The organism is Nocardia sp. NPDC005825 (genome assembly GCF_040630175.1).
Lineage (GTDB): Bacteria > Actinomycetota > Actinomycetes > Mycobacteriales > Mycobacteriaceae > Nocardia.
The window spans coordinates 38,240-65,156 of record NZ_JBEXXC010000005.1 but is presented as its reverse complement, the minus strand read 5'-3'; the positions used below and the strand labels follow the sequence as shown (position 1 = coordinate 65,156).

Below are 26,917 nucleotides of genomic sequence, written 5' to 3'. Positions count from 1 at the left end.
GAACTGACCGGGGAAAAACTGTGTTCACGGCCAGTGAACACCAACCCAGATTGGATCTGACGTGAAGGTTCAGCCGTCCGTCAAGCCGATCTGCGAGAAGTGCAAGGTGATCCGCCGTCACGGTCGGGTCATGGTGATCTGCGAGAACCTGCGCCACAAGCAGCGTCAGGGCTGATCTCCGCCAAGCACCGAACGCAGTTCGGACTGGCATAAGAAGCACTCCCAGCACCAGTCGCCGTCGCCGAGTCCCGTAGGGGACGGACGGCGGCCCACCCCCGGTACGGAGGCCGGGGCCCCACTTACGAGGGGACGGACAGGGAGCAGACCTCCGCAAAAGTAAGGAAACGCCAACCATGGCACGTCTGATGGGCGTCGACCTCCCGCGCGAAAAGCGCATGGAGATCGCGCTGACCTACATCTTCGGCATCGGCCGTACCCGCGCCAAGGAGATCCTCGCGGAGACGGGCGTCAGCCCGGACCTGCGGTCGAAGGACCTCAGCGACGACGACCTGACCAAGCTCCGCGACTTCATCGAAGCGCAGGACTTCAAGGTCGAGGGTGACCTGCGCCGCGAGGTGCAGGCCGACATCCGTCGCAAGATCGAGATCGGCTGCTACCAGGGCATCCGCCACCGCCGTGGCCTGCCCGTGCGTGGCCAGCGGACCAAGACCAACGCCCGCACGCGCAAGGGTCCGAAGAAGACCGTCGCCGGCAAGAAGAAGTAGGGATAGCGCATGCCTCCGAAGAGCCGGGCCTCGGGCCCGAAGAAGACTCAGAAAGCGCGTCGCCGGGATAAGAAGAACATCCCGCACGGCCACGCTCACATCAAGAGCACGTTCAACAACACGATCGTGTCCATCACCGACCCCGAGGGCAACGTCATCTCCTGGGCGTCCTCCGGCCACGTCGGTTTCAAGGGCTCGCGTAAGTCGACCCCGTTCGCCGCTCAGCTCGCCGCCGAGAACGCTGCCCGCAAGGCGCAGGAGAACGGTGTCAAGAAGGTCGACGTCTTCGTGAAGGGCCCGGGTTCGGGCCGCGAGACCGCGATCCGTTCCCTCCAGGCCGCCGGCCTCGAGGTCGGCACGATCTCCGATGTCACTCCGCAGCCGCACAACGGCTGCCGTCCGCCCAAGCGGCGTCGCGTCTAGCGGGAAAGGAAGAGTAGAAAAATGGCTCGTTATACCGGCCCTATCACCCGCAAGTCGCGTCGTCTGCGTGTCGACCTCGTCGGAGGCGACCAGGCGTTCGAGCGTCGTCCTTACCCGCCCGGCCAGCACGGCCGCGCGCGGATCAAGGAGTCCGAGTACCTCATGCAGCTGCAGGAGAAGCAGAAGGCTCGCTTCTCGTACGGCGTCATGGAGAAGCAGTTCCGCAAGTACTACGAAGAGGCGAACCGCCAGAAGGGCAAGACCGGCGACAACCTGCTGCGTCTGCTCGAGTCCCGTCTGGACAACGTCGTGTACCGCGCCGGTCTGGCCCGTACCCGTCGTGGCGCCCGCCAGCTGGTCTCGCACGGCCACTTCACCGTCAACGGTGTGAAGGTCGACGTGCCGAGCTTCCAGGTCTCGCAGTACGACATCATCGATGTCAAGGCGAAGTCGCTGGCCATGTACCCCTTCCAGGTGGCGCGTGAGACCGTCGGCGACCGTCCGATCCCGGGCTGGCTGCAGGTCGTTCCCGGCCGTCTGCGGATTCTGGTGCACCAGCTCCCCGAGCGTGCGCAGATCGATGTTCCGCTGCAGGAACAGCTGATCGTCGAGTTCTACTCGAAGTAATAGGTGCGCGTAAGCGTGCCGCTGGTTGTGGCCCTGAATCCCTCAGGGCCGCAACAGCTCCCAAATAGTGGGCGTCAAATAGTGGGCGTCCGAAGGAGGAAGAAATGCTGATTTCACAGCGACCGACGCTGACCGAAGAGGTCGTGTCCGAGAACCGGTCGCGGTTCACCATCGAGCCGCTGGAGCCGGGTTTCGGTTACACCCTCGGCAACTCGCTGCGCCGCACGCTGCTGTCGTCGATTCCTGGTGCCGCTGTCACCAGCATTCGCATCGACGGCGTGCTGCACGAGTTCACCACCGTCCCGGGCGTGAAGGAGGATGTCACCGACATCATCCTGAACCTCAAGGGCCTGGTCGTGTCGTCCGAAGAGGACGAGCCGGTCACCATGTACGTGCGCAAGCAGGGCCCGGGCACCGTCACCGCCGGTGACATCGTCCCCCCGGCGGGCGTGACCGTGCACAACCCGGACATGCACATCGCCACCCTGAACGACAAGGGCAAGCTGGAGATCGAGCTCGTGGTCGAGCGCGGTCGCGGCTACGTCCCCGCCGTGCAGAACAAGGCGTCGGGTGCGGAAATCGGCCGGATTCCGGTGGACTCGATCTACTCGCCGGTTCTGAAGGTGACCTACAAGGTCGAGGCCACCCGTGTCGAGCAGCGCACCGACTTCGACCGGCTCATCCTGGATGTCGAGACCAAGAACTCGATCTCCGCGCGGGATGCGCTGGCGTCGGCGGGCAAGACCCTGGTCGAACTGTTCGGTCTCGCGCGCGAGCTGAACATCGAGGCCGAGGGCATCGAGATCGGCCCGAGCCCGGCCGAGGCGGACCACATCGCCTCGTTCGGCCTGCCGATCGAGGACCTGGATCTCACCGTTCGGTCGTACAACTGCCTCAAGCGTGAGGGCGTGCACACCGTCGGCGAGCTGGTCGCCCGCACCGAGTCGGACCTGCTGGACATCCGCAACTTCGGTCAGAAGTCCATCGACGAGGTCAAGGTCAAGCTGCACTCGCTCGGCCTGTCCCTCAAGGACTCCCCGGCTTCCTTCGATCCGTCCTCCGTCGTCGGCTACGACGCGGCGAGCGGCACCTGGAGCGACAGCGGCTCGTTCAGCGACACCGACAGCGGCGAGCAGGACTACGCCGAGACCGAACAGCTTTAGGCGGCTCGGGGCCAGCGCCCCGGATCTGCCTTAGACACAGGAGATTCCAACAATGCCCAAGCCCAAGAAGGGTGCCCGCTTCGGCGGGTCGGCGTCGCACCAGAAGGCGATCTTCGCCAACCTGGCGACGGCGCTCTTCGAACACGGTCGTATCACGACCACCGAGGCCAAGGCCAAGGCGCTGCGCCCCTACGCCGAGAAGCTCGTGACCAAGGCGAAGGGCGGCACTCTGGCCGACCGTCGCGAGGTCATGAAGGTGATCCGTAGCAAGGACATCGTCCACGCCCTCTTCGCCGAGATCGGTCCCTCGTTCGAGGGCCGCGACGGTGGCTACACCCGGATCATCAAGACGATCCCGCGCAAGGGCGACAACGCCCCGATGGCGATCATCGAGCTGGTCCGCGAGAAGACCGTGACCAACGAGGCCGACCGTGCCCGTCGTGTCGCCGCTTCGCAGAAGGCTGAGGCTCCGGCCGAGGCCAAGGCCGAAGAGGCTGCCGAGGAGACCGTGGCTGACGCCCCGGCCGCCGAAGAGGCCAAGGACGCGGAGTAAATCCGCCCCTATCGGATTCATGAGTGAGCCCGCCGTCCCCTCCGGGTCGGCGGGCTTTCTCCATGTTAACCAGGAGATCGCTGTGACCGTGGAGGATCCGACGCCCGAACCCATTTCGATTCGGGTACGGCTGGACATCAGTTACGACGGCACCGATTTCACCGGCTGGGCCCGTCAGCCCGGCCTGCGCACCGTGCAGGGGGTGCTGGAGGACGCGCTGTCCAAGGTGCAGCGTGAACCCATCCAGCTCACCGTGGCCGGGCGCACCGACGCCGGGGTGCACGCGGAAGGCCAAGTCGCGCACTTCGATACCCATACCGAGGTGGACGGCCCCAAGCTGGTGCACCGGCTGGCCCGTTTCCTGCCCAAGGACGTGCGGGTCAAGCAGGCCCGGATCGCCCCGCCGGACTTCGACGCCCGCTTCTCGGCGATCCGCCGGCACTACGCCTACCGCCTGACCACCGCGCCCTACGGCGCCGAGCCGCTGCAGGCCCGCGGCGTGGTGCCGTGCCGCCCCGGCCCGGATCTCGAGGCCATGCGCGAGGCCTCCCGAAACCTGTTGGGCCTGCACGATTTCGCGGCCTTCTGCCGCCGGCGTGAGGGCGCGACCACGATTCGCGAACTGCAGCGCTTCGACTGGGTCGCCGAGGGCGACCTGCTGACCGCCTACGTGAGCGCTGACGCGTTCTGCTGGTCCATGGTCCGCAGTCTGGTCGGCGGCGTGCTGGCCGTCGGTGAGGGCCGCCGTACCCCAGACTGGATCGCCGGACTGCTCAATGAACGCGAACGCGCCAGCGCGGTGACCGTGGCCCCGGCCCACGGGCTGTCGCTGATCGCCGTCGACTATCCGGCCGACGCCGATCTGGCCGCCCGCAATATCCAGACCCGCGAGGTTCGCACCGTTCCCGGTCCCGCGGGCCATGTCGCCGATCCCGAAGGCTGCTGCGGGGACTGACCCCGTTGTCGGCGCGCCGCCCGCCCGGCGTGTCGTTCGATTCCATCGGCCCCACCCCGCTCTTCCACACCCGCGACCACGCCTCCGCCGAGGTCGCGGGTGTGATGACGCGCGCGTGATTGCGGATCGGTCGCGCGGATGAAAGTGCAAGTCCGGGATGAAGATTCGCTGTGCGAGTTGCGGGCAATGCGCCAATTCGGACGGTTGGGTGAAAGTTGGATGTTGTTAAGGGAATTCGGGGATCGGGGTGGGGGCGGGATGCGAGAATCGGGCAATGAGGGGCGGCGTCGAGCCCTCGGTGATGGAGGTTCGATCCACGCCGGAGGTTTCGCAGCAGGAGACTTTCGAGGAATGGGAGGCCGTGGTCGCGGCGGCCTACGTTCCGCTGGTGGTGACACCGGTGCGGTCGGGGGAATTCCGGGCGCGCATCGTGCAATCGCGATTCGACGGCATCGACGTGTCGATGGTGACCGCCAGCGGGCAGCATCTGAGCCGGATACCGCAACTCATCCACGATCCCGAGGAACCGGTGCTGTTCGCCTGCGTCACCACGCACGGCCACGGCTGGCTGGAGCAGGACGGGCGGGTGGGGGAGCTGGCCGACGGCGGGCTCACCCTGCACGTCAGTTCCCGGCCCTTCAGCGCGCATTTCGAGCAGTCCTGGGGCGTGGTGGCGGTGCAGGTGCCGCTGGCCGAGGTGGTCTGCGCGTCGGGGGTGCCGGCGGACCGGATGCCGACCGCGGTGCGCTTCCCGCCCGAGGGCGCGGCCGGGATCGTGGGCCGCTTCTTCTGCGGTATGGCGCAATTGCAGTACACCGCACCGGAACAGGCCGCGGTGCTGGCCAAACACGGTACGGGCCTGCTGGCCTCGGTGGTGCAGCTGGCCGCGGGCGACCTCCCGCGCGACGAGCCCGCGCACGCGCTGGCCAAACAGCGCGCGCTGGCGTTCATTCAGCGGAATTACGCCGATCCGGAGCTGACCATCGATCAGGTGGCGGGCGCGTGTGCGGTGTCGCGGCGCACCCTGTACCGCCTGTTCGAGCAGGGTGAGGACGGGGTGGCGGCCATGTTGCGGCGGATGCGGGTGGAGCGGGCGCTGTCGTTGATCCGCACCGATCCGACGCGGCCGCTGCTGTCGGTGGCACGGTCGGCGGGCTTCGTGTCCGAGCGGCAGTTCTATCGGGCCTTCAAACGCGAAACCGGTATGACCCCTGGCGAATTCCGGACAAATCATGCCTGATCAGGGGGTGTTTCACGGCTGACCTGAATCGGCAGTGAACTGGCACGGTTGGGCAGTCACAGGGCCGCGTCGGCGCGGCATACTGAGGACGCGCCGCCCGGTCGCCGCCTCGAGCCGCCGGTGACCGGGTCGGCGAGTTCCCGGAGTTATCGGGCTGATTGGTCTGTTTTGTCGGATCAGTCGGCTTCATTCCCGTTCTCCCGGCGGCCGCTAATGGAATGATGCAGGTGTGGGTATCGCCTCCACGGCCAGCGCCGAAGTCCGCACGACCTCAGAGGTTTCCGCGCGGCAAGCCTTCGAGCAGTGGGAGGCCCTCGTCGCCGATGCCGTGCTGCCCTCGATCGTCGAACCGATCGGCGCCGGGCCCTGGCACGGCAAACTCCGCTCCACCCAGTTCGATCGGTCCAGCCTCACGCTGATGGCCTCGAGCGCCCAGCGGGTGGTGCGCACCAAGCGTCAGCTCGAGCAGGCCGCCGGCGACTTCCTGCTGGTGAACATCGTGGTCGAGGGCTCGAACTGGACCGAGCAGAGCGGCCGGATCACCGAGGGCGGGGCCGGGACCATCGCCTTCTACGACAGCGCCCGCCCGATCGAGAGCCGGACCACCGAGAACGCGGTGTCCACCATCGTGCGCGCGCCCCTGGACGCGGTGCTCGACCACGCCGGCCTGGTGCGCGACGAGCTGCCCATCGCCAAGGCGCTGCCCGCCACCGGGGCCATGGGCGTGGTGGCCGACTTCTTCCGGGGTATGGCCCGGCTCGGCGCGGAGGAGACCGGCCGTGCGGCGGACGTGCTCGAGTCGCAGGTCACCTCGATGCTCTCGTCGGCGTTGCTGCTGGCCAACGGGCACTCCTCGCCCGGGCCCGCCGACTCGGTCTTCACCCGCCAGCAGGTGCTGGCGGTGCTGCGGAAGCGGTACACCGATCCGGACCTGACCGTGGACGAGGTGGCGCACGCCTGCCTGGTCTCGCGCCGCACCCTCTACCGGGTCTGCGAGGAGATCGGCGGCCCGGCCGCGCTGGTGCGGCGGATGCGGGTCGAGCACGCCCGTCGGCTGTTGCGCACGGACCCGACCCGGCCGTTGTCGGCGATTGCCGCGGCCTCCGGTTTCGCCACGGATCGGCATTTCTACCGGGCGTTTCGGCAGGAAACCGGGGTGACGCCGGGGCAATTCCGGTCGCAATTGGACGCAGGCACGCGCTGTCGGTAGCTCGGCACGGTATGTCGCTGTGACCGACTGGCGTTCGGCGAAGGGTGATTGCATCATCCGATCCGTCGAAGGAGCCGAGGTGCCCACGAAGGTGCGAGTCGCGGCTGTCCAGGCCGAGCCGCGATGGCTGGATCTGCCCGCCGGAGTCGGGCAGGCCATCGGGCTGATCGAGGACGCGGCCGCGGGTGGTGCACAGCTGGTGGCCTTCCCGGAGACCTTCCTCCCCGGCTACCCGTGGTGGCTGTGGCTGGATTCGGTGAGCTGGGGCGAGGGCTTCTTCGCGCGTTATCGCACCAACTCGATGACCGTGGGGCGCACCGAGTTCCGGCGTATCGCCGATGCCGCGCGCCGGCATCGTATCCATGTACTGCTCGGCTTCAGCGAACGCTGTGGCAGCGCGCTGTACATGTCCCAGTGCCTCATCGACGACCGAGGGGTACTGCTCGGAGTCCGCCGCAAGCCCGAGCTGACACCGTTGGAGCACCAGATCTTCCGCTCCGGCGAGCCCGGCGAGTCGCAGGTCTTCCGTACCGGCATCGGCCGCATCGCGGTGCAGGGCGGCTCCGAGCAGTTGCATCTGCCCGCGCGGCGGGAGCTGGAGCGCACCGGGGCGCAGATCCACGTGGTGTCCTGGCCGGGCTTCATCGTGGCGCGGGACGTCGATTGGGGCGTGCGGGTGAACAACGCGGCGACGCTCTGGTACGCGGTGGTCGGGCAGCTGAACGTCATCGCGGCCTGCTCGGTGATGGACGTGGCGGGCAGTGAGAGCCGCCGCGGCGCGGAGCCGGCCAAGCAGCTGGTGCCGGGGCCGGGCGGGCACGCGCGCATCTTCGCGCCGGGCGGCGAGGAACTGGCATCGCCTTTGGGTGGGCACGAACAGGGTTTGCTGTATGCCGATCTGGAACTCGATCTGAGCTTCGAGTCGGCCGCCTGATTCGATAACCGGTACGTACCGGTTACTGGTTCGTATCAGTTCGGCCCATTGGCCGGAATTCGTCCGATCTGACACACTCTCCCCAGTATTCGGCCGTACACGTGGCCGCCATTGTCATCGAGGGATGGGGAGTGGAAGGGTTACCACCGGTCAACCGGATCGAGGTTCGGTCCGGCCAGGAACAGACGTCGTCGGAGGCATTCGAGCGCTGGGAGGCGCAGGTGAGTGCCTCCTACGTGCCGTTGGCGGTTGAACCTATACCGAGTGGTCGCTTTGTAGGTTATATCGAATCCGCGAGCTACGGCGAGATCGATGTGTCGGTAATCGGATCGACGCCGCAAACCATTCGCCGAACCGGCGGACTCATCGGCCGCAGCGCGGACGAATATCTGCTCGCCAGTATTCCGACCCTCGGTACCGCGCGTTTGTGCCAGGACGATCGGGTCGCCGATGTCGGTCCCGGCGGAATCGTGTTCTACGACAGCACCCGTCCCTACCGCTGGGACGCGCCGGAGCGGTTCGAACAAGTCGTGGTGCAGGTCCCGCTCAGTCGACTACGTGAGCGCTACGGCATCGACAATCTCGAATTGCCCACTGCGACAGTATTTTCGGCGAACAGCGCGCCTGGAATCGTGGCCGGCTTCTTTCGTGGGCTGGCCGAATTGCAACGCACCGATCCCGATAGCGCCGCGCTATTGTCCGCTCCCGGAATGGATCTGCTGGCCGCCGCCGCGATCGCCGCGTCCGGCCGCGCGCCGCGTGACCAGTCGGCGGACGCGATCGGTCGGCAACGGGTTCTGAACTACATGCGCGACCACTGCGCCGATCCCGATCTCGGAGTCGATCGAATCGCGGAGGGCTGCAGAATGTCTCGGCGTACGCTGTATCGAGTGTTCGGTGAGTTCGAGGGCGGACCGGGAACGGTGTTGCGCCGCATGCGCATCGAACGTGCTTGCGACCTACTGAGAAATGCACCACAGTTGCCGCTTTCGGCGGTAGCGAAAGCGGCAGGATTCCTCACGGAGCGTAGCTTCTATCGAAGCTTCCGTTTGGAAATGGGCACAACTCCGGGAGCATTCCGCACACTGGCATGATCAGTCGGTCATTCGGCACTCATCGCCATTGTTCTATCGCTATAACTTGGCAAGGCTCCTGTTGCATGAGGGAAAAGCGATGAGGACAACGGTGCGAGTTGCCGCCGTCCAGGCCGAACCCAGCTGGCTGCGGCTCTCCGACGGCGTCGATCAGGTCGTCGAACTGATCCGGGCGGCAGCGGTACAGGGGGCGCGGCTGGTCGCATTCCCGGAGGCGTTTCTCCCGGGTTATCCGTGGTGGCGTTGGATCGATACCAATCAGTGGAATGTCGAATACTCGACCAGATGCCGCGAGAATTCGATGACGCGGGACGGCGCGGAAATGCGCGCGATCACCGCTGCCGCCGCCGCACACGACATTCATGTCGTACTCGGATTCGGTGAGCGCCAGGAACGGCGAATCTATATGTCGCAGGCTGTGATCGACGATTCCGGGCAGTTGCTGTCGGTCCGCCGCAAAGCCGGTCTGAACAGCGTGGAACGCAAGATATTCGCGTCCGGAACTCCGAATCTGCCCGCGGTGCACCACACCCCGATCGGCAAGTACGGCGCGCTGTCCGGGCAGGAGAACCAGCGGCCGCTGCTCACCCGCGCGCTGCGCGCCGACGAGGAGCAGATCCACGTGGCGGCCTGGCCCGGCAGCCCTGACGGCGACGCGGTCGGACCGGAGTCGAGCACCACGCTCAGCCGCATGTACGCGCTCGAGGTCGGCGCGTACGTGATCGCCCCCACCGCCGTGATCGGTGACGCCGCGTTCGGCGGCGTGGGCAGCGCACAGCGCCACAATGGCGGCCCCACCGGATGCGCCCGCATCTACGGCGCCGACGGCGGCGAAGTGGTGGCCCCGCTCGCGGAGGGTGAGGAAGGCATCCTCTACGCCGACCTCGAGATCGCCGTGACGCTCGCCGACAACCAGCCCTGCGACTCCGTCCGCACCACCCGGGACCGCAAGGACAACACCCGCAAGGACAGCGTCCCTACCCGCCGCGGCTCCCGTCGCGTCGCCGCGGGCTGGCAGTCGGGCCCCGACCGCTGGGCGCTCCCGACGTCCCTGGGCGCCTACCCCGGCGGCACCGCGGCCTGCTGAGAGCCGCGAGGGCCGTCAGCTGCGCACGAGGCGCGCGATGGCGTCGGTGGCTTCCTTGATCTTGGCCTCGGCCTCGGGACCGCCCGCGACGGCCGCGTCGACCACGCAGTGGCTGATGTGATCCTCGAGCAGTCCCATGGCGACCGCCTGCAGCGCCTTGGTCATGGCCGACACCTGGGTGAGGATGTCGATGCAGTACTTCTCCTCCTCGACCATGCGCTGCAGGCCGCGGGCCTGGCCTTCGATGCGGCGCAGGCGCTTGAGGTAGTCGTCCTTGGCGGTGATGTAGCCGTGCGAGGCGGTGTCGTGGCAGGACTCGGCGGCGTCGTGCCCGGCGGAATCCTGGGTCGCGATCTTGTCGTTGGTCACCTGCGCTGTCCTCACTCCCGGGGAAAATACCCCCCTAGGGTACATGCCTCGCCCTGCTACCACCACTCGCGGCCGCGTGCGCAAGAATCGGAGCATGAGTTCGGACGCACGGGCAACGCTCGCCATCATCGGAGGCAGCGGCTTCTACGACTTCTTCGGCGATGACGCGACCACGGTCGAGATCGAGACCCCTTACGGCGCGCCCAGCGCGCCCATCACCATCGGCCAGGTGGAGGGACGCTCGGTGGCGTTCCTGCCCCGGCACGGCCGCAAGCACGAGTTCTCGCCGCACACCGTGCCCTACCGCGCGAATATGTGGGCGCTGCGCACCTTGGGCGTCCGTCGCATCTTCGGTCCCTGTGCCGTCGGCAGCCTGCGCGCCGACTGGGGGCCGGGCACCATCGCCGTGCCGGACCAGCTGGTGGACCGCACCTCCGGGCGCGCCCAGACCTTCTACGACGCCGGCGGCGTGCACGTGTCCTTCGCCGACCCGTACTGCGACGAGCTGCGCACTGCCGCCATCGCCTCGATCGGCGACGATCTGCCCGCGCACGACCACGGCACCATGGTCGTGGTGGAGGGCCCGCGCTTCTCCACCCGCGCCGAGAGCCGCTGGTTCGCCGGGCAGGGCTGGGAGCTGGTCAATATGACCGGGCACCCGGAGGCCGTGCTCGCCCGTGAACTCGAAATGTGCTACTCCGCAATCGCTCTGGTCACCGACCTGGACGCCGGGCTGGAGTCCGGCGAGGGCGTCAGCGCCGCCGACGTGTTCGCCGAGTTCGAGCGCAACCTGGTGCCGTTCAAGGCGATGGTGCGCCGCGCCGTCGCCGCCGTCGAGGGCGACGACACCTGCGACAAGTGCCGCGTGCTGACCGGCACCGGCGTGCAGCTCCCGTTCGAGCTGCCCTGACGCGACCCCGGCCGTAGCGGCCGGTCACGCGTGCTGGCCGCCCGAGCGGCCGGGGTACTCCGTTGTACCCCGTGGTGCGTCATTGCACCTGCTCGTGGCGGCATCCGCGGGTGGCGTTCAGCTGCCCCACACCGTCTATCCATCGATAGGCCTTCGGGTTACGTCCGGCCATGCCCTACGCTGGATTCATGAAGGCGGGCGGTCGTGACCCCCTGCGTGTCCTGGTGACCGGGGCGGCCGGTTACCTGGGCTCCCATGTCCATCGCGCCCTGCTGGCGGCGGGGCACGAGGTCATCGCCATCGACGCCCTGCTCGACACCGTGCACGGTCCGAATCCCGTTGTTCCGGAGAATGTCTCGCGCATCGACATCCGTGATCAGGGTGCGCTGGAACCCCTGCTGGCCGAGGTGGACGCGGTCTGTCATCTCGCGACGGCGGTGCCGCTGCCACAGGTGCGCGGCGCGATCGAGCCGGTGCACGGGGATCCCTCCAATCCGGCTGCCCCGCAGGATGTTCGGCATTCCCGCAGGATGGCGGGGGACGGGCAGCGTGGGCGCGAGGATTCCGGGCATGGCGCCGGGCCGTGTGTGCGTGCTCCGGTCGGATCAGGGCGGGGCGGTACCGAGCGGCCGGGGGCGGACGGCATGCGCTGGGCCGCGCTCTACGCCGCACACAATGACGTCGGCACCGCCGTGCTGCTGGCCGCCATGGAACGGGAGGGCGTGCCGCGGCTGGTGCTCGGGTCCTCGGTCGCGGTGTACGGCGAGGGCCGGTACCGAGGAGTGCGCAGCGGGCCGTTCTATCCGGGCCTGCGGCGGCGAGGGGATCTGGACCGGGGGCTGTTCGATCATCGCGCACCGCGGTCGGGGGAGGTGCTGACCTGGGAGCCGATGGGGGAGGACGCCCCGCTGCGGCCCCGGAGTGCTTACGCGGCAAGCAAAGTCGCGCAGGAGCACTACGCGCTGGCCTGGGTGGCCAATACCGGGGGCAATGCCGCGGTACTGCGCTACCACAATCTCTACGGCGACGCGGTGGCCGACGGGCGGCGGGTGCGATCCGCGGAAACCGGTGTGGTGGCGCGGTTCCGGGCCGAACTGGCGGCGGGCCGGCCGCCGCGGGTGTTCGAGGACGGCGGGCAGGTCCGGGACTTCATGCACGTGCGCGACGCGGCGCTGGCGACGGTGGCCGCGGTGGAACGCCCGGTGCCGGGTTTCATGCCGTTGAATATCGCCTCGGGGCGGCCGCTGACCTTGTGGGAGGTGGCCTCGACCATGGCCAAGGCGGTGGACGGGCCGTCGCCGGTGGTGACCGGGCAGTGCCGGACCACCGATGTCCGGCATGTGGTCGCGCATCCGGAAAGAGCCCGGCGCGCCCTGGATTTCACGGCTCCCACCACGCCCGCCGCAGGACTGGCGGAGTACGCCAAGCGCGGCGCGGGGCGGCGCTGACCGAGCCCGATAGGCTCTCGGCATGGACACCCCGCTCCGGCTCGAGGTCATCGTCGCCAGCGTGCGGCCCAAGCGGTTCGCGCCGGTGGTCGCGGACTGGTTCCTGCGCCGGGCGCGCGCGGACGCCGCGTTCGACGTGGGGGTGATCGATCTGATGGGCACCCCGCTGCCGGTGGATCTCACCGAGAACGACGAGGTGCGGGCCTTTCAGCGGCGGGTCGAGGCGGCGGACGCCTTCGTGGCGGTCACCTCCGAGTACAACCACGGCTATCCGGCGTCGTTGAAGACCGCTTTTGACAGCGTGAAGCGCGAATGGCGGGGCAAGCCCATCGGTTTCGTGAGCTACGGCGGGTTGTCCGGCGGTCTGCGGGCGGTCGAGCAGCTGCGGCAGGTGGTCGCCGAGATCCACATGGTCTCGGTGCGCGAGACCGTCAGTTTCCATGAGGCCAAACGAAAATTCGACGCCGAGGGGGAGACCAGGGACGGGGCCGCGCTCGACGCCGCGGACCGCATGCTGCGTCAACTCGCCTGGTGGGCGGCGACTCTGCGCACCGCCCGCGCCACGAATCCGTATCCGGGGAGCTAGGGCACTGCGGTGGCCGCGCGAGGCCGGCCGATATAGGTGGACTCGCCGGGGATGGACACCAGGGTCAGCGGAACCTCGGTGGCGCCGGTGCGCAGGATGATTCGGTTCCCGGACGCACCCGGCTGGTGGACGGACAGGTCGGGCGCGGCGCCGGGCCAGCCGAGCGGATCGCTGGTCAGATGGATGGTGGTCAGGCCCGCGTGCGGGGCGGGCGCGAGGACCCCGTCGACGAGGGTGGCGGTGAAATCGGCGTCGGACTGGTGGGTTTCGACGGCGAGGGCGAGGCGTTCCGGTTTGCCGATGGTGGTGACCAGCTGCTGCCAGGCCTCCGGGCGGTCGGTGCGGATCAGGACGCGTTCGCCGACGGCGAGGGCGCGGAAGATCAACTGTTGTGCGAGATACGGCTCGCCCGCCACGTACACGCTCGAAATACCCTGGCCCACCAGGCGAATGGCGACGCCGTTGCCGTCATCGTCCGAGCCGAGCAGTTGTCCGCAGCCCGCCGAGGGCAGGTGCAGCGCGCCGAGCCCGTCGATTTCGCGGAGCTCCGCGGGCACGGTGTCGTCCAGGCCGGGCACCGCGAACGGCAGGTGGGCGAGCAGGCCTTCGCGGTGGCGGCCGTTCATGGAGATCATGTGCTGCTGCACGGGTTCCTCGGGCAGTTCCCGGGCGGTGAGCCGCCAGGCCGCGCCGATGCGCACGGTCTCGGCGCTGCGGCCCGGGCGCAGTTTGACGGCCACCGTGGTGCCGCGTGAGGCGGGCACCCAGAGCTGGGCGAGCAGGTCCGAGCCCAGCTGCCGGGGATCCACTGCGGCACCGATGTTCACGCTGTTGCCGAGTTCGGCGTAGCGCCAGCACTGGGTCAGACGTCCGGGGTCCACACCGGCGGTGACCTGCAGTGCGGCCTGCCGGATCTCGGGGGCGGTGAGCAGGCGGGCAGAGCAGCCGCCGTCTTCGAGCACCCGCACCACGCGTTCGGTGGCGATGGTGACCGCGCGGCACGCGCCGGGCAGCCCGCCGCCGCGCCGAGCCGCGGCGTCGGGGCAGGTGACGGGATCGAAGGCGATGGCGAGCCAGACCGTGCGGTGCGCGGTGGCGGGGAGCGGGCCGAGCAGGGATTCGTAGATGGCGGCCGCGGGCGTACCGGAGCGGCTGCGGAAGCCGTGCGAGACGATGTCGATGCCGGACAGCAGAATGTCGTGCTGGGTCAGGCTTTTCGCGATCTCGGGCAGCGGCAGCAGGTGGGTGGCGTGCACGGTGGCGCGGCCCAGCCGGGTGAGGCCGCCCTTCGGGGCCAACACCTCCACGACGGCGACCACGCGGCTGCCGTCGCGGTAGAGGCCGAGCGGACGGCCGTCGGAGGCGCGGAAGTCGATGATGTCGGCGGGCGGGTGGCCGCGGCGGGCGCGGAAGCGGCCGCGGGTGGCGATCCAGTCCGAGAGCGTGCGTTTGCCGAACGGTAACAGTAGAACCAGACCGACCACTATGCCGAGGGTGAGCGCACCCCGCCAGCTCAGTCCGCACACCATGGCGACCACCAGAACGACCAGTCCGGCGAGCTGCGCCCAGACCAGGTTCGCCACCGAGATCCGTCCCGGTCGCCCGCCTCGACCGGCCCGCGACGGCCGCCGCGTCGACTCTCCGGATGCGATCGTCATCGTCGGCCCCCGGCTCCCCGATCTCGGCCCCACACACTGGCCGAGTGCGATTGAATGTCCAGGTCACTGTACTTCGTCCGGCGAAAGCGCACGACCCCACGGGATTTGGATGCCTTCGAAACCCACGACCCGATGGCAGGTGAGCGGCTACCGCTTCCTGGTCCGTCGCATGGAGCACGCCCTGGTTCGCCGGGACGTGCGAATGCTGCACGATCCCATGCGCTCCCAGTTCCGCGCCCTCCTCGCCGGACTGATCCTCGCGAGCGTCGCACTGGCGGGTTGCGGAGTATTGGCTATGCTGCGGCCGCAGGGCAGGATCGGGTCCCACCAGATCCTCATCGGCAAGGACACCGGCGCGGTCTACGTCGTGCTCGACGATGCGGTGCACCCGGCGCTGAACCTGGCCTCGGCCCGGCTGGCGGCGGGTGATGCGGTCAAGCCGGCCATCGTCGACGAATCCGAACTGGCGAAGAAGCCACGTGGCCAGCTGATCGGCATTCCGGGCGCGCCGAGCTCCCTGGGGTTAACCGGGGGCGACGGTCGCGCCTGGACGGTGTGCGACGTGCTGTCGAACGACGGCAGCCGTACCGTCACCAGTTCGGTGCTGGCCGGCGAATTGGCATTGGCGGACAGGGCTTCCGCGCTGAAGTCGGGGCGGGCGCTGCTGGTGCGGGGGCGCGATCACACGTATCTGATCTACGACGATCAGCGCGCCCGGATCGATCTCGACGATCGTGCGGTCGTCGACGCGCTGGACCTGCGCGGGCAGCCGCCGCGGCCGATCAGTGAGGGGCTGCTCGACGCCATCCCCGAGGTGCCGCCGCTGATTCCGCCGCTGATCGAGAATGCCGGGGCCGCGCCGGGTTACGTGCTAGGTGACCATCGCATCGGCGACGTGGTGCAGGTGCGGACCGACGGCAAGTACTACGTGGTGCTGGCCGACGGGCTGCAGCCGGTGTCGGCGCTGACCGCCGACATCATTCGCAATACCTACCGGTCCAGCGTCGCCGACGCCGTGATCGCCCAGGCCGATCGCACGGGAGCGCCGGTCTCCTCGGCGCTGCGGGTGTCGAAGTATCCGGCGCGGGCCCCGACCCTGGTCGACGGTAAAGACCAGCCGGTCGACTGCCTGTCCTGGCGGCCGGTCGGTTCCGCCGATACCTCCGACGGCAGCAGGCGCGCCGAATTGTCCGTGCTCACCGGGCATGCCGTCCCGATCCCCGACCGCGCGCGGCCGGTGCCGCTGGCGCAGGCCGACGGCACCGGGCCGAATGTGGACAGCTTCTATATGAAGCCGGGCGCGGGCGCGTACGTGCGGTCCACCGGGATGGAGCCGGACAGTCAGCGCCACGGCAGCCTGTTCTTCGTGTCCGACTACGGGGTTCGCTTCGGTATCCGGAATCTGGACGCCGCCAAGGCCCTGGGGATGGATCCGGCGAAGGTGCGGCCCGAGCCCGTGCCGTGGCCGATTCTCGGACTGCTCGCGCCCGGGCCCGCCCTGAGCCGGGAGGGTGCGATGGTCGCCCACGACGGCGTCGCGCCCGATCCGAATCCGGCCGAAGACCCGGTGAAAACCCCAGGGCTCAGCGCGAACTGAGGTCAGCTGTCGCGGTCGCCGAACCTGCGGCGCAGCGGGAACGATGCGAGGAATCCCAGAACCAGCAGCAGCGCCACCACTCCGCTGCCGATCAACGCCACATCGCGCGCCGTGTTGTCCGGCGCCGGAGCGGGTTCGGGCAAGGGGAGCTGCTGATCCCTTGCGTCGGCGGGGTGTTTGGGCCGTAGTTCCTTGCGTACCTCCGCGGTCAGCGCGGCCACGGGATCGACCGTGCCGTAGCCGATGTACGGATTCCAGCCCTCACCCGGGGCGTGCGCCGTGGCCTCGATGCGCTCGATGACCTCGTCGGCCCGCAGGTCCGGGTACCGGGCCCGCACCAGCGCGGCGACACCCGCGACCTGCGGTGCGGCGAAACTCGTTCCGCTGTAGGGCAGCACCTGCCCCTGATTGGTCACCTTCGCGGTGGTGAGCCCGGTAGTGCGGGGATCGAGCGAGACGATGTTCTCGCCCGGCGCGGCCACACCCACCCACGGACCCGGGACGGTGAACTTCGACGGCTGACCGAAGGCGTCCACCGAGCCCACCGACAGCACGTAGGCGTCCCACCAAGCCGGGACCACGTAGGAGGTGACGTGATCCCACGGATCGCGGTCCGGGTGCACCGGATCCGGGCCGGGATTACTCGCCTTGCAGGTGTCGGTATTACCCGCCGAGGCCACGATGACCACGTCCTTCTGGACCGCCGCGTACTGCACGGCCGCACCCAGCGCGCCCATCTCGGCGCTCGCCGGTTCGGTGGTGGGGCAGGCGACCAGGGAGATATTGACGACCCGCGCGCCCGCGTCGGCCGCCCGCCGCACGGCCGAGGCCAGCGCGGAGATCTTGCCGTAGCCGTCGGGCATATCGTCGGGACCCTTCTCCCGGCCCGCGCTCTTGGCCTGGTAGAGCGCGCTGGTCTGCCGGATGGTCATGATGCGGGCTTCCGGGGCGACCCCGGAGAAGCCTTGCCCGCCCACCTGGGTGGCCGCGATCAGGCCCGCCACGATGGTGCCGTGGGCGTCGCAGTCCTCGGTGCCGTCGCCGCCGGCGGCCACGTAATCGCCCTCGGGGACGAGTCCGGGCAGACGGGGATGCGGGGACACCCCGGTGTCGATGACCGCCACCAATTGACCTGCGCCACGGGTGAATTGCCACGCACCGGACAGATCCAGGGTGCGCTGGGTCGCCGGGACGGTCGGTCCGTCGCCGCCCGTCTGGGTGCCGAGGCAGGGGGAGTTGGCTGGATGCTCGGTCGGCGTCGGCGGGGTGGCCGGGCCGCCCGGGGGGAGCAGGCCCGCGTCGATGGGCGGCGGCCGGTCGGCGCGCGCGACGCCCGGCTCCGAGCCCATCCCGAACGACACACCCAGTGCGAGTGCCGAAGTCGCCGCGGCGAATCGGAAGGTTCTGGCGAGTATCGCTCTACCTCGCATGGCCGACCGCTGTCAGAGTCCGCGTACGAGGGCGTAGAGGCCGGTCACCCAGAAGACCAGCGGCACAACGGACGCCACGAATCCGTACTCCAGCAACTCGACCGCGCGGAGTACCGGCGGAGTCGCCTGCTGCCGCGGCACCAGGAACCCCAGCACGAGCGCGGCCGCGAAAAGCGCGAGCGCAACACCGAATACGGTGAGCGGCTGCCGTTGGGTGAGGGCCGCACCGATCAGCTCCAGCAGCACGACGGCCGCGCCGCCGGTGATGAGAACCACGGCCTGTTCCGCGCCCGCGTAGGTGCGGCTACGGAACATCAGGACCGCCGCGCACACCAGGGCCAGGGCCAGGCCAGGCCAGAACGGCCGTGCGGCAGCCGGATCCACACTCGCCACCGCCCCGGCCACGACCACGACGGTGGTGGCCGCGACGAGGCCGGCCAGATGGTCGCGTGCCCGTTCGGATTTCGCGCGCAGCGCCTCCAGCGTGGGCAGGGCGCGGTGGTCGTCGGGATCGTCCTCGGTGGGATCGATGGGGGTGCCGGGCGCGGGCACCGGGGGCAGCGGCAACCGGGCCAGCAGCATGGAGAGCCTTGGAGCCAGCGACAATCCGGCCAGGCCGGCCGCCGCGACACCACCGCCGATGGCACGCGGCGGAAGATCGACGAGCAGGCCGACCAGGGCGGCCGGGATGGCGAAGCCGGCCAGTGCCGCGGCGCCGATGAACAATCCGGGCCCGACGCCCGTCGCCCGCCAGGTCAGCAGGGCGATTGCCCCCACCAGGACCGAACCGAGAAGCGCGTTGGCCCAGCCGTAGTGGCCGGGGACGAAGAGCAGTCCGGCGGTGAACGCGGTCGGCACCGCGCAGCCGCCCAGTACCAAGGCGCTCGTGCGGTCGCGGTACATGCGGGCGAGCACGGTGCTCGCGGTGACCAGCAGCAGGGTGACGGCGGCGGCCACGATGGCGGTGATCCAGGCCGGGATGGCGTCGGGGGCGGCCAGCAGGCCGAAGCAGCCGGTCAGCATGATGGCGACCGCCAGGACCGCGCCGGTCAGCCGGGCGGTGCGCGGTGACCAGCCGCGGAAGTGGTCGGCGTCGGCGATGGCGACGTTGTACATGATGTCGTCGAAAAGCGGTGCGGGCGCGCTGTGCTCGGCGTTCTCCAGCATGAGCAGCTCGCCGTCGCGCACGCCCTGTTCGCCCAGGCTCAGGGAATTGGAGAGGGGCGGCTGTCCGATGCGAGCCAGTACCCAGTCGTGCGGCTCGATCTCTTCGCCGTCGAGGTCGAAGTCGTTGGCGCGGTTGTGCAGATCGACCATGTCGACCACGCCCGGAATGATCAGGGCCACGGGCACATCGACGGGAATGGCCATATCGACCTGAGTGTGTTTGGCCAGAATGGTGACTCGCGCCAGATCCGGCGCGCGCACGGTGCCGCGGAAGTCCTCGAGGTGATCCGTCCGCGAGTGCGTCACGCCCGCACTGTACGGCATGATGGTTGCCGTCCGTACACTGACCGCCCGAACACCGGGGGAATTTCCGCGATGAGCACCGTACGGTTCCACCGCCGCCCGCGCCGGGAGATGCCGCGTTCGCCCGGCGGCGAAGTCACGCTGCAGCCGCCGCCGGAGATCCCGAGAGCGGTGCCCGCCAACCTCTTCGCGAAACTGATGCCGGTGGTGATGGGCGTCGGCATGCTCGGCATGGTGGTGCTGCTGTTCACTTCCGGCAGTGGTGCCGCGTCCAATCCGATGAGCCTCATGTTCCCGATGATGATGGTGTTCTCCATGGTCGGGATGTATGCGGGGCAGGGTGGCAAGGGGCAGAAGGCGGCCGAGGCCGACGAGGACCGCAAGGACTATCTGCGCTATCTCGATCAGGTGCGGCGCGATGTGGAGGTGACGGCCGGGCAGCAGCGGGCGGCCGTCGAATGGAGTCATCCGGAGCCCGGACTGATCTGGATGCTGGCCGGGACCACACGGATGTGGGAGCGCCGGCCGGGGGACAAGGACTTCTGTCACGCCCGCATCGGGCTCGGTAGCCAAAGACTTGCTACAAGACTGGTCGCCCCGGAAACAGGACCCGTGGAAGAGCTCGAACCCATCGCCGCGGTCTCGCTGCGGCGCTTCGTGCGCACCCACGCCACCGTTCCCGAACTGCCCACCGCCCTCGCCGTGAAAGGCTTCGCCGCCGTCCAGCTCACCGGCGACCGCGACCGGGCCCGCGACATGACCCGGGCCATGCTGCTGCAACTGGCCATGTTCCAGGGCCCCGACCAGGTGCTGATCGCCGTGGTCTGCGGACCCGACACGGTCCGGGAATGGGAATGGACCAAATGGCTGCCGCACAGCCAGCACCCCGAATCCCAGGACGGGGTGGGCAGCGGGCGCATGCTCTACGGGTCCATCCGTGACGCCCACGCCGATCTGAATCCGCTGCTGCACAATCGGGTTCGGTACTCCCGCAACCAGCCCGCAGACCCGGGGCTCACCCAGATCGTGCTGGTGGTCGACGGCGGACTGCTCGAGGCCGAGGAAGATCCGCTGCGCGAGCACGGGTTCGAGGGCGTCACCATCATCGACCTGTGTGGATACGCGCCCCGGCTGGCTGCCTCCCGAGGCATCCAGATGGTGGTGGAGAACGGTGAATGCGCCGGGCGCGGGCCCTCCGGGGCGATGGAACGCTTCGCCGTCATCGACCGGATCACCGCGCGTGAGGCCGAACAGGCGGCCCGGCGGCTTGCGCCCTACCGTGCCCCGGCCCCGCGCGTGGCCGAGACCGGCGGTGACGACGGCGAGGTGATCTCCAGCTGGGCGCATTTGCTGGGCCTCGGCGATCTCGGAACGTTCACTCCCGAGACCGCGTGGCGGCCGCGGTACGGTCGCGAACGACTGCGGGTGCCGTTCGGCATCGGGGCTGACGGGCTGCCCGTGGTGCTCGACATCAAGGAGGCGGCCGAGGGCGGCATGGGTCCGCACGGGCTGTGCATCGGCGCGACCGGGTCGGGCAAGTCGGAATTCCTTCGCACGCTGGTGCTCTCGCTCATCGCCACGCACTCGCCCGATCAGCTCGAGTTCGTGCTGGTGGACTTCAAGGGCGGCGCGACCTTCCTCGGGCTCGAAGGGGTGGCCCATGTCGCGGCCATCATCACCAATCTGGAAGAGGAAGCCGACCTCGTCGACCGCATGCGCGACGCGCTCGCCGGGGAGATGAACCGCCGCCAGGAACTGCTGCGCGCGGCCGGGAACTTCGCGAATGTCTCGGAGTACGAGAGGGCCCGGGCGGCGGGAGCCGACCTCGACCCCATGCCGGCGTTGTTCGTGGTGCTCGACGAATTCTCCGAACTGCTCTCGCGGCACCCGGATTTCGCCGAGCTGTTCACCATGATCGGCCGCCTCGGGCGCTCGTTGCACGTGCACCTGCTGCTGGCCTCGCAGCGGCTCGAGGAAGGTCGGCTCAAGGGGCTGGAGAGCCACCTGTCCTATCGGATCGGCCTCAAGACGTTCTCCGCCAACGAGTCCCGGCAGGTGCTGGGGGTGCCGGACGCCTACAACCTGCCCGGCAATCCCGGCGGCGGCTACCTGAAAGCCGATGCCGGGGAGATCCAGCGGTTCCAGTCCGCCTATGTCTCGGGGCCGTACACCGGTGGCGCGGCGCGGCGCGAGGCCGGGGCGGCGACCCGCTCCGGCGAGGTCGATGTGGCCGCGCGACCGTTCAGCGCGGCGCACGTGGAATTCCGTGCCGCCGATCGGATTCCGCTGCCCGAGTGGCCGGAACCGGTGCCCGCGCCCGCCGATGCGGACCAGATGTCCAACCTCCAGATGCTGGTGTCGCGGGTGCGCGGCCACGGGCGACCTGCCCACGAGATCTGGCTGCCGCCGCTCGGCGACGCGCCCACCCTGGATCGGCTGCTGCCGCGGTCCGTCCTCACCGGCGACTGGAACCCGCTGGCGGCTCTGCGCGCCCCGATCGGCATCGTCGACCGGCCCTACGATCAGCGCCGCGACCTCATGGTGGTGGACCTGTCCGGATCGCGTGGCAACGCGGCCGTGGTCGGCGGCCCGCAGTCGGGCAAGTCGACGGCGTTGCGGACGCTGGTCATGGCGATGTCGTTGACGCACACCGCCGAACAGGTCCAGTTCTACCTGCTCGACTTCGGCGGCGGCACCATGGTCGGCCTGGAAGGGCTGCCGCACGTGGGCGCGGTGGCCAGCCGGATGGAGGCGGATCAGGTGCGGCGCACGGTGGCCGAGATGGTGGGCATCATGCGCCGCCGCGAGGCCGGCTTCCGGCGGCTGGGCGTGGAATCCATGGCCGAGTTCCGGCGGCTGCGCGCCACCGGGCCGGACGGCGGCGGGGCCGCGGCGGGCGTGCGGGAAGACCCGTTCGGGGACGTGTTCCTGGTGATCGACGGGTACGGCGCGTTCCGGCAGGAGTTCGAACTGCTCGACCAGACCGTCATGAACCTTGCCGTTCAGGGGCTTTCGTACGGTGTGCACATCGTGCTGTCGCTCAACCGCTGGGCCGAGGCGCGGCCCGCGCTCAAAGATCAGATCGGCACACGCGTCGAACTGCGGCTCGGCGACCCGATGGACTCGGATCTCGGGCGCAAGTTCGCGGCGCTGGTTCCCATGGGCCGTCCGGGACGCGGCATGACCGCCGACGGGCTGCACATGCTGACCGCGCTCCCGCGGGTGGACGGCGACCCGGACCCGGCATCACTGGGAACCGGAGTGGCACAGGCCGTTTCGGTCATCGTGCAGCTGACTCCGGGGCGCCCCGCGTCCGCGGTGCGCATGCTGCCCGAGCGGCTGCCGCGCGCGGAACTGCTGCGAGAAGCAGGAGACTGGCCCGCGACGGGGGACCGCTCCCGGCCGTGCCTCAGCTTCCCGCTCGGTATCGACGAGGCGCGGCTGGCCCCGGTGTTCCTGGATCTGGCGACGAGCCAGCACTTCGTGATCATCGGCGACTCCGAATGCGGAAAGACCACCGTGCTGCGGTCACTGGTGCAGTCCATCTGCGCGGCCAACACCACCGACCAGGCGCGCGTCATCATGGGCGATTACCGGCGCACGATGCTCGGCACCGTCCCACAGGGCTACCTCGCGGGGTACGGCACCACAGCGCCGCAGTTCACCCAGAACATGGCCGACCTGGCCGCCTACGTCACCCAGCGCATGCCCGGACCCGACGTGACCCCGCAGCAGCTCAAGGACCGATCCTGGTGGCAGGGCCCGGAACTGTACGTCATCGTCGACGACTACGACCTGGTCGCCAACGCCAGCGGAAACCCGCTGCACGCCTTGGTCGATCACCTCGCGCACGCCCGCGATCTCGGCTTCCACCTGATCCTGGCCCGCCGCTCCGGCGGCGCCGGCCGGGCTATGTACGAGGCCACCCTCAACCGCCTCAAGGAACTCAACTCCGCATCCCTGATCATGAGCTGCGGCCGCGACGAGGGCGTCCTCTTCGGCAACACCCGCCCCGCCCTCATGCTCCCGGGCCGCGGCACCTACGGCACCCGCGCGGGCGAGGACCTCATCCAAACCGGCTGGCTGGCACCCGCGGAGCCGTGATCACGGAGAGCGGGCCGGGCACACTGCCCAGCTCGCTCTCCACACAGTGCTGTGAATACTCAGAAGAGGCCCGCGAGAGCGGTGTCCTTGGCCTGGAGTTCGGCATTGCCGGTGCGGACCAGGGTGGCCGCGCCGTTGAGGGTGGTGTTGAGCTGGAGGACGTGCTGGTTCCACAAGCGCTGGAGGTCGGCGAACGCGTCGTTGGCGTCACCCTTCCAGTTGTTCCGCACGAACTCCTCCACACTCCGGTGGAAGGCCTCGAGCTGGTCGCGGATGGCCTCCGCGCGACGGAGGATCGAATTCGCGCCGTCGGCGACGCCCTCGAAATGGGCGGAGATGATCTGGCCGTCGACTGCTGCCATGGTGAACTCCTTTGCCAATTGTCCGGAAAGAACGAGGGGTGGCCGAGTGGCTAGACAGCCGGGAGGTCGAGGCTCGAGATCTGGGCGTTGACCTTGGATTCGTAATCCTTGTCGTGCTCTTCGTAATTCGAGCCGACCTTGATCAGCGTCTCGGCGGTGTGCATGAGTTTGTCGTTGAGCTTGTCGGCCTGGAAGTAGTAGCGCTGCATGAACGCGTTGAACGCGTCGGCCGCGCCACCCCGCCAATTCGAGCCCGCGACCATGTTGTCCTCGTCGCGCTTCAGTTCGGCGATGGAGTGCATGAGCATGTCGTGGGTCTTCTGGAACTCCTGGGCCTTGGCCTGGATGAGCTCATTACTGGCTTCGAATGCACCGGCCACGGTGCCTCCTTCCGGTTCGCGGGCGGACGACCTCTTGGTGATTGGACGTCGATCCCGCCCCGCCGGTTCCACCCGTGCGCGGCGGACCGCTGCTACCAGGTGCTGTTCGCGAATAATGCATATTGGGCGGCCGCCCGCTGGTGGGCGTCGGCGATCTGATCGGAGTCCACCACGGCGGTGTACTGGCGATAGCTGACCGTGCATCGGAAGCGTTTGGCGCGGGTGAGACTGGACGCCGGCGCGTCGGTGGTTTGTCCGCACTTGCCGTCCGGGAATCCGGCCGGTGCGTCCGCGACGCCCGAATAGCCGTGTTCGAGAACGGCGTTGGCGAGTTGCTTCGCGGCTTGCGCGTCCCGGGTGCGGAAGAGCATGGCCGGACCGTCGTAGTTCGCGCCCGCGATCGAGTAACGATCGATTCCGGTGTCGGTGACGACCCGCCGCCAATACGACTGATCGGCGACCCGATGCAGGAAGCCGCGTGGTTCGGCCACGGCCAACGCCTGGAAATCGGGGAGGAAGCTGTCGCCGGGATTGAGGGTGCGCCGCAGCATGTGGTCCGCGTCGAACGGCAGGCGCAGCACGCCTTCCGGCGTCAAGGGCGGCAAGGCATCCAGCAACGGCAATTGCGCGTCGAGGACTTTCGTGGCGAGCGCGGTCAGCTTCGGCAGCTCCGGATCCCGCACCCCGACATAGGCGTTCACGACGTAATTGCCGTGCGCGATCGTCGATCCGACGCTGGCGACGCCGGGTCGCCAATGCGAGTGGGCGTCGGGGTATTTCGGCAGCGCGACCCGTTCGTTGACGTCCGGGGCCACCGCGAAGTCGGCCTCGTCCAACTCCGTGGCGGCCTTGGCGGCGGTGGCCGCGTCGCGGAACTGGAGGACGGTGACCGTGGTGAAGGAACTACCCTCCACGGTCTTGCCGGACTTGTCGGGCTGTTTGTCGGTGTGGCCCACCGAGAGCCCGAACATCATCTTGTTCGCGTCGAGCACCGGCGCGGTGACGTCGGCCAGCACCCGGGTGGCGGTCTCGGTATTGGTCATCGACACCGCGCCGGTGCCGAACGTGAAGGCCGGGTCGATGTCGGCGCCGTTCACCACGTGGTCGGCCAGCCGTTGCGTCGCCAGCTCGATCGCCAGCCGCATGCGCGGGTTGTACTCGTAGCGCAGGTCCATCGGCAGGGTCGAGTACTTGCCGACATCCAGTGTGCGGATATCGATTTCACCCGGGGTCGCCGTGCCGGTGACGGCCGAACCGCAGCCCGCCACCGCCGCCGCGGTGATCGCGAGCAGAGCGGTCATTCGAAAACGCGAGATCATTCCCGTCCCCTCCCGATCACTTTTCCGCATTGACGAACAGGGCGTATTGCGCCGAGATCCGTTGCTGCGCATCGAGCAACTGGCTCGCCGACACCTCCCCGGCGAAACGGCCGTGGGTGACGTAGCAGTAGTAGGCGATTGCGAAGCGCTGTGGCCCGGTGTATTTGCGGCACTGGGCATTCGGCAGGTTTGCGGGAGAGTCGGCGGGCCGGAAGGTACGCGAGGTGCGGGCGCGCTCGGCCACGATGTCCGCGGCCCCGGCGGCGTCGCGGGCGCGGAAGACGTAGCCGCCGTTGAACGCCACCCGGTCCACACCCGCCTTCTCGAACAGCGCGGCGTTGTCGTCGCCGGGGAAGATCTGGAGCCCGCCGTGCCGGTCGTAGACGCCCGGGATGCCGCGCTCGGACTGATCGTCGACGACGGTGCGCAGTGTCCGCCCGAGCACGCCGTCCAGGTCGACGGGCTGCTCGGTCAGTTGATCCGGCGCGACCGCCGGGAACTTCGCCAGCGCGCCCGGGATCACGTCGATGCCGAGCTGGACCCGCGCCAGCAGCGCGGCCGGGTCGCTGATCCTGGTCTCCGCCATCACGTCGTCCCACACGTAGCCGAAGATGACGAATCGGCCGGTGGCGTACCAGGATCGGACGGTGGCGTTGAAGTCGTAGGACTTGTCCAGGTAGACGAAGGCGTCCGGGTACTTGTCGAGGCGCAGGCGCTCGCTCGGGGCGGCGTCGAAATCGGCCTGGCCCAGCGCCTGCGCGGCCGCCTTCGCCGCCGCGTCGTCGGTGAAGATCAGTACGGTGTTCGCGAACTCGTACGACAGGCCCACCGATCGGTCGGAGTTGCCGGTGGTGACGTAGCCGGACAGGAAGCCGGGCGCGGCGGCCCGCAGGTCGGCGGCCTTGGCATTGGTGCGGATCTTCATGGCGCCCGAGCCGAAATCGATGAACGGGCGGATCGCGCCGTTCACCGCGGCCGCGGGATATTTGACCGCCGGGTTGATCTCCGAGGGCAGCGGCAGGTAGTTGGCCAGCCGCTCGGCCTGCACGGCGCGGCCCAGTTCCTTGCTCTCGGCCTTGTCGTACTTCTTGGGCTGGGTGATCAGATTGCCGGTGTCGAGTTTGGCCAGGTCGATGACGGGCTCGGCGGGGGCGGTGGGCCCCGGATCCGAGCCGCAGGCGGCGGTCATCACCACCGTGACGGCGAAAGCCGCGGACATGGCTGCGCGCAGGCGCTGGCGCATGGGTTCCCCTCCCCAGAGCTGACTGACGCG

General features: G+C 69.0%; 25 protein-coding genes. 17 read left to right on the top strand and 8 right to left on the bottom strand.

Annotated features, from left to right (window positions below; all coding sequences use genetic code 11):
• Nucleotides 1-61 precede the first annotated feature (61 nt).
• The 12 genes from rpmJ to ABZ382_RS15495 all read left to right on the top strand — a co-directional run bounded on the left by rpmJ (nt 62) and on the right by ABZ382_RS15495 (nt 10,011).
• A complete protein-coding gene (gene rpmJ, locus ABZ382_RS15550; RefSeq protein WP_033085975.1) occupies nt 62-175 on the top strand; it encodes a 50S ribosomal protein L36 in 114 nt (37 codons plus the stop codon).
• Between the two features lie 178 nt (nt 176-353).
• A complete protein-coding gene (rpsM, locus tag ABZ382_RS15545) occupies nt 354-725 on the top strand; it encodes a 30S ribosomal protein S13 (RefSeq protein WP_326309472.1) in 372 nt (123 codons plus the stop codon).
• Nucleotides 726-734: 9 nt separating this feature from the next.
• A complete protein-coding gene (gene rpsK / locus ABZ382_RS15540; RefSeq protein ID WP_213557959.1) occupies nt 735-1,148 on the top strand; it encodes a 30S ribosomal protein S11 in 414 nt (137 codons plus the stop codon).
• Nucleotides 1,149-1,169: 21 nt separating this feature from the next.
• Complete coding sequence (gene rpsD, locus ABZ382_RS15535) at nt 1,170-1,775, top strand: 30S ribosomal protein S4 (RefSeq protein ID WP_357088930.1); 606 nt, start codon at nt 1,170-1,172, stop codon at nt 1,773-1,775.
• Nucleotides 1,776-1,879: 104 nt separating this feature from the next.
• The gene (locus ABZ382_RS15530) at nt 1,880-2,938 is read left to right on the top strand and encodes a DNA-directed RNA polymerase subunit alpha (RefSeq protein WP_033085978.1); all 1,059 of its coding nucleotides are present in this window, start codon (nt 1,880-1,882) and stop codon (nt 2,936-2,938) included.
• Nucleotides 2,939-2,990: 52 nt separating this feature from the next.
• A complete protein-coding gene (rplQ, locus tag ABZ382_RS15525) occupies nt 2,991-3,491 on the top strand; it encodes a 50S ribosomal protein L17 (RefSeq protein WP_357088928.1) in 501 nt (166 codons plus the stop codon).
• An 82-nt stretch (nt 3,492-3,573) separates the two neighbouring features.
• Nucleotides 3,574-4,446, top strand: coding sequence for a tRNA pseudouridine(38-40) synthase TruA (gene truA, locus ABZ382_RS15520; protein WP_357088926.1), 873 nt, complete (start codon nt 3,574-3,576; stop codon nt 4,444-4,446).
• 274 nt (nt 4,447-4,720) lie between these two features.
• A complete protein-coding gene (locus ABZ382_RS15515) occupies nt 4,721-5,686 on the top strand; it encodes a helix-turn-helix domain-containing protein (RefSeq protein ID WP_357088924.1) in 966 nt (321 codons plus the stop codon).
• Between the two features lie 229 nt (nt 5,687-5,915).
• Nucleotides 5,916-6,896, top strand: coding sequence for an AraC family transcriptional regulator (locus tag ABZ382_RS15510; RefSeq protein WP_357088922.1), 981 nt, complete (start codon nt 5,916-5,918; stop codon nt 6,894-6,896).
• A 79-nt stretch (nt 6,897-6,975) separates the two neighbouring features.
• On the top strand, nt 6,976-7,830 hold the full coding sequence (locus ABZ382_RS15505; protein ID WP_357088920.1) for a nitrilase-related carbon-nitrogen hydrolase: 855 nt from the start codon (nt 6,976-6,978) through the stop codon (nt 7,828-7,830).
• Nucleotides 7,831-7,931: 101 nt separating this feature from the next.
• Entirely contained in the window at nt 7,932-8,924 is a 993-nt protein-coding gene (locus tag ABZ382_RS15500) for an AraC family transcriptional regulator (protein WP_357088919.1), read from the top strand.
• A gap of 79 nt (nt 8,925-9,003) precedes the next feature.
• Complete coding sequence (locus tag ABZ382_RS15495) at nt 9,004-10,011, top strand: nitrilase-related carbon-nitrogen hydrolase (RefSeq protein WP_357088917.1); 1,008 nt, start codon at nt 9,004-9,006, stop codon at nt 10,009-10,011.
• A 15-nt stretch (nt 10,012-10,026) separates the two neighbouring features.
• On the opposite strand, the gene ABZ382_RS15490 is transcribed toward ABZ382_RS15495, so the two are convergent.
• Nucleotides 10,027-10,365 carry a metal-sensitive transcriptional regulator gene (locus tag ABZ382_RS15490; RefSeq protein WP_357089909.1) on the bottom strand — a complete coding sequence of 113 codons (339 nt, stop codon included), beginning with the start codon at nt 10,363-10,365 and terminating at the stop codon, nt 10,027-10,029.
• 109 nt (nt 10,366-10,474) lie between these two features.
• Here ABZ382_RS15490 and ABZ382_RS15485 point away from each other — a divergent pair, with 109 nt between their 5' ends.
• The 3 genes from ABZ382_RS15485 (at nt 10,475) to ABZ382_RS15475 (ending at nt 13,324) form a co-directional block, all read left to right on the top strand.
• A complete protein-coding gene (locus tag ABZ382_RS15485; protein ID WP_357088915.1) occupies nt 10,475-11,290 on the top strand; it encodes an S-methyl-5'-thioadenosine phosphorylase in 816 nt (271 codons plus the stop codon).
• Between the two features lie 212 nt (nt 11,291-11,502).
• The gene (locus ABZ382_RS15480; RefSeq protein WP_357089907.1) at nt 11,503-12,738 is read left to right on the top strand and encodes an NAD-dependent epimerase/dehydratase family protein; all 1,236 of its coding nucleotides are present in this window, start codon (nt 11,503-11,505) and stop codon (nt 12,736-12,738) included.
• A 22-nt stretch (nt 12,739-12,760) separates the two neighbouring features.
• The gene (locus ABZ382_RS15475; RefSeq protein WP_357088913.1) at nt 12,761-13,324 is read left to right on the top strand and encodes an NAD(P)H-dependent oxidoreductase; all 564 of its coding nucleotides are present in this window, start codon (nt 12,761-12,763) and stop codon (nt 13,322-13,324) included.
• Here the strand turns inward: ABZ382_RS15475 and eccE are convergent.
• Nucleotides 13,321-14,982, bottom strand: coding sequence for a type VII secretion protein EccE (gene eccE / locus ABZ382_RS15470; protein ID WP_357088911.1), 1,662 nt, complete (start codon nt 14,980-14,982; stop codon nt 13,321-13,323). The two genes, ABZ382_RS15475 and eccE, sit on opposite strands and share 4 nt — an antisense overlap.
• Before the next feature lie 109 nt (nt 14,983-15,091).
• Here eccE and eccB point away from each other — a divergent pair, with 109 nt between their 5' ends.
• Nucleotides 15,092-16,579, top strand: a complete 1,488-nt coding sequence (eccB, locus tag ABZ382_RS15465; RefSeq protein ID WP_357088908.1) for a type VII secretion protein EccB — start codon at nt 15,092-15,094, stop codon at nt 16,577-16,579.
• 2 nt (nt 16,580-16,581) lie between these two features.
• On the opposite strand, the gene mycP is transcribed toward eccB, so the two are convergent.
• Nucleotides 16,582-17,928, bottom strand: coding sequence for a type VII secretion-associated serine protease mycosin (mycP, locus tag ABZ382_RS15460; protein ID WP_357088906.1), 1,347 nt, complete (start codon nt 17,926-17,928; stop codon nt 16,582-16,584).
• Nucleotides 17,929-18,021: 93 nt separating this feature from the next.
• The gene (gene eccD, locus ABZ382_RS15455) at nt 18,022-19,482 is read right to left on the bottom strand and encodes a type VII secretion integral membrane protein EccD (RefSeq protein ID WP_357088903.1); all 1,461 of its coding nucleotides are present in this window, start codon (nt 19,480-19,482) and stop codon (nt 18,022-18,024) included.
• 69 nt (nt 19,483-19,551) lie between these two features.
• Between eccD and eccCa the strand changes: the two genes are divergently transcribed.
• A complete protein-coding gene (gene eccCa / locus ABZ382_RS15450) occupies nt 19,552-23,583 on the top strand; it encodes a type VII secretion protein EccCa (RefSeq protein ID WP_357088901.1) in 4,032 nt (1,343 codons plus the stop codon).
• A gap of 59 nt (nt 23,584-23,642) precedes the next feature.
• Here the strand turns inward: eccCa and ABZ382_RS15445 are convergent, their stop codons facing one another.
• From ABZ382_RS15445 to ABZ382_RS15430, 4 genes are all read right to left on the bottom strand, one after another.
• On the bottom strand, nt 23,643-23,945 hold the full coding sequence (locus tag ABZ382_RS15445) for a WXG100 family type VII secretion target (protein ID WP_357088899.1): 303 nt from the start codon (nt 23,943-23,945) through the stop codon (nt 23,643-23,645).
• 50 nt (nt 23,946-23,995) lie between these two features.
• The gene (locus ABZ382_RS15440) at nt 23,996-24,325 is read right to left on the bottom strand and encodes a WXG100 family type VII secretion target (RefSeq protein ID WP_357088897.1); all 330 of its coding nucleotides are present in this window, start codon (nt 24,323-24,325) and stop codon (nt 23,996-23,998) included.
• 92 nt (nt 24,326-24,417) lie between these two features.
• Nucleotides 24,418-25,626: a hypothetical protein gene (locus ABZ382_RS15435; protein ID WP_357088895.1), complete on the bottom strand. Its 1,209-nt coding sequence runs from the start codon at nt 25,624-25,626 to the stop codon at nt 24,418-24,420.
• 34 nt (nt 25,627-25,660) lie between these two features.
• Nucleotides 25,661-26,887 (bottom strand): hypothetical protein, encoded by a 1,227-nt coding sequence (locus tag ABZ382_RS15430; protein WP_357088892.1) that lies wholly within the window; start codon nt 26,885-26,887, stop codon nt 25,661-25,663.
• Nucleotides 26,888-26,917 lie beyond the last annotated feature (30 nt).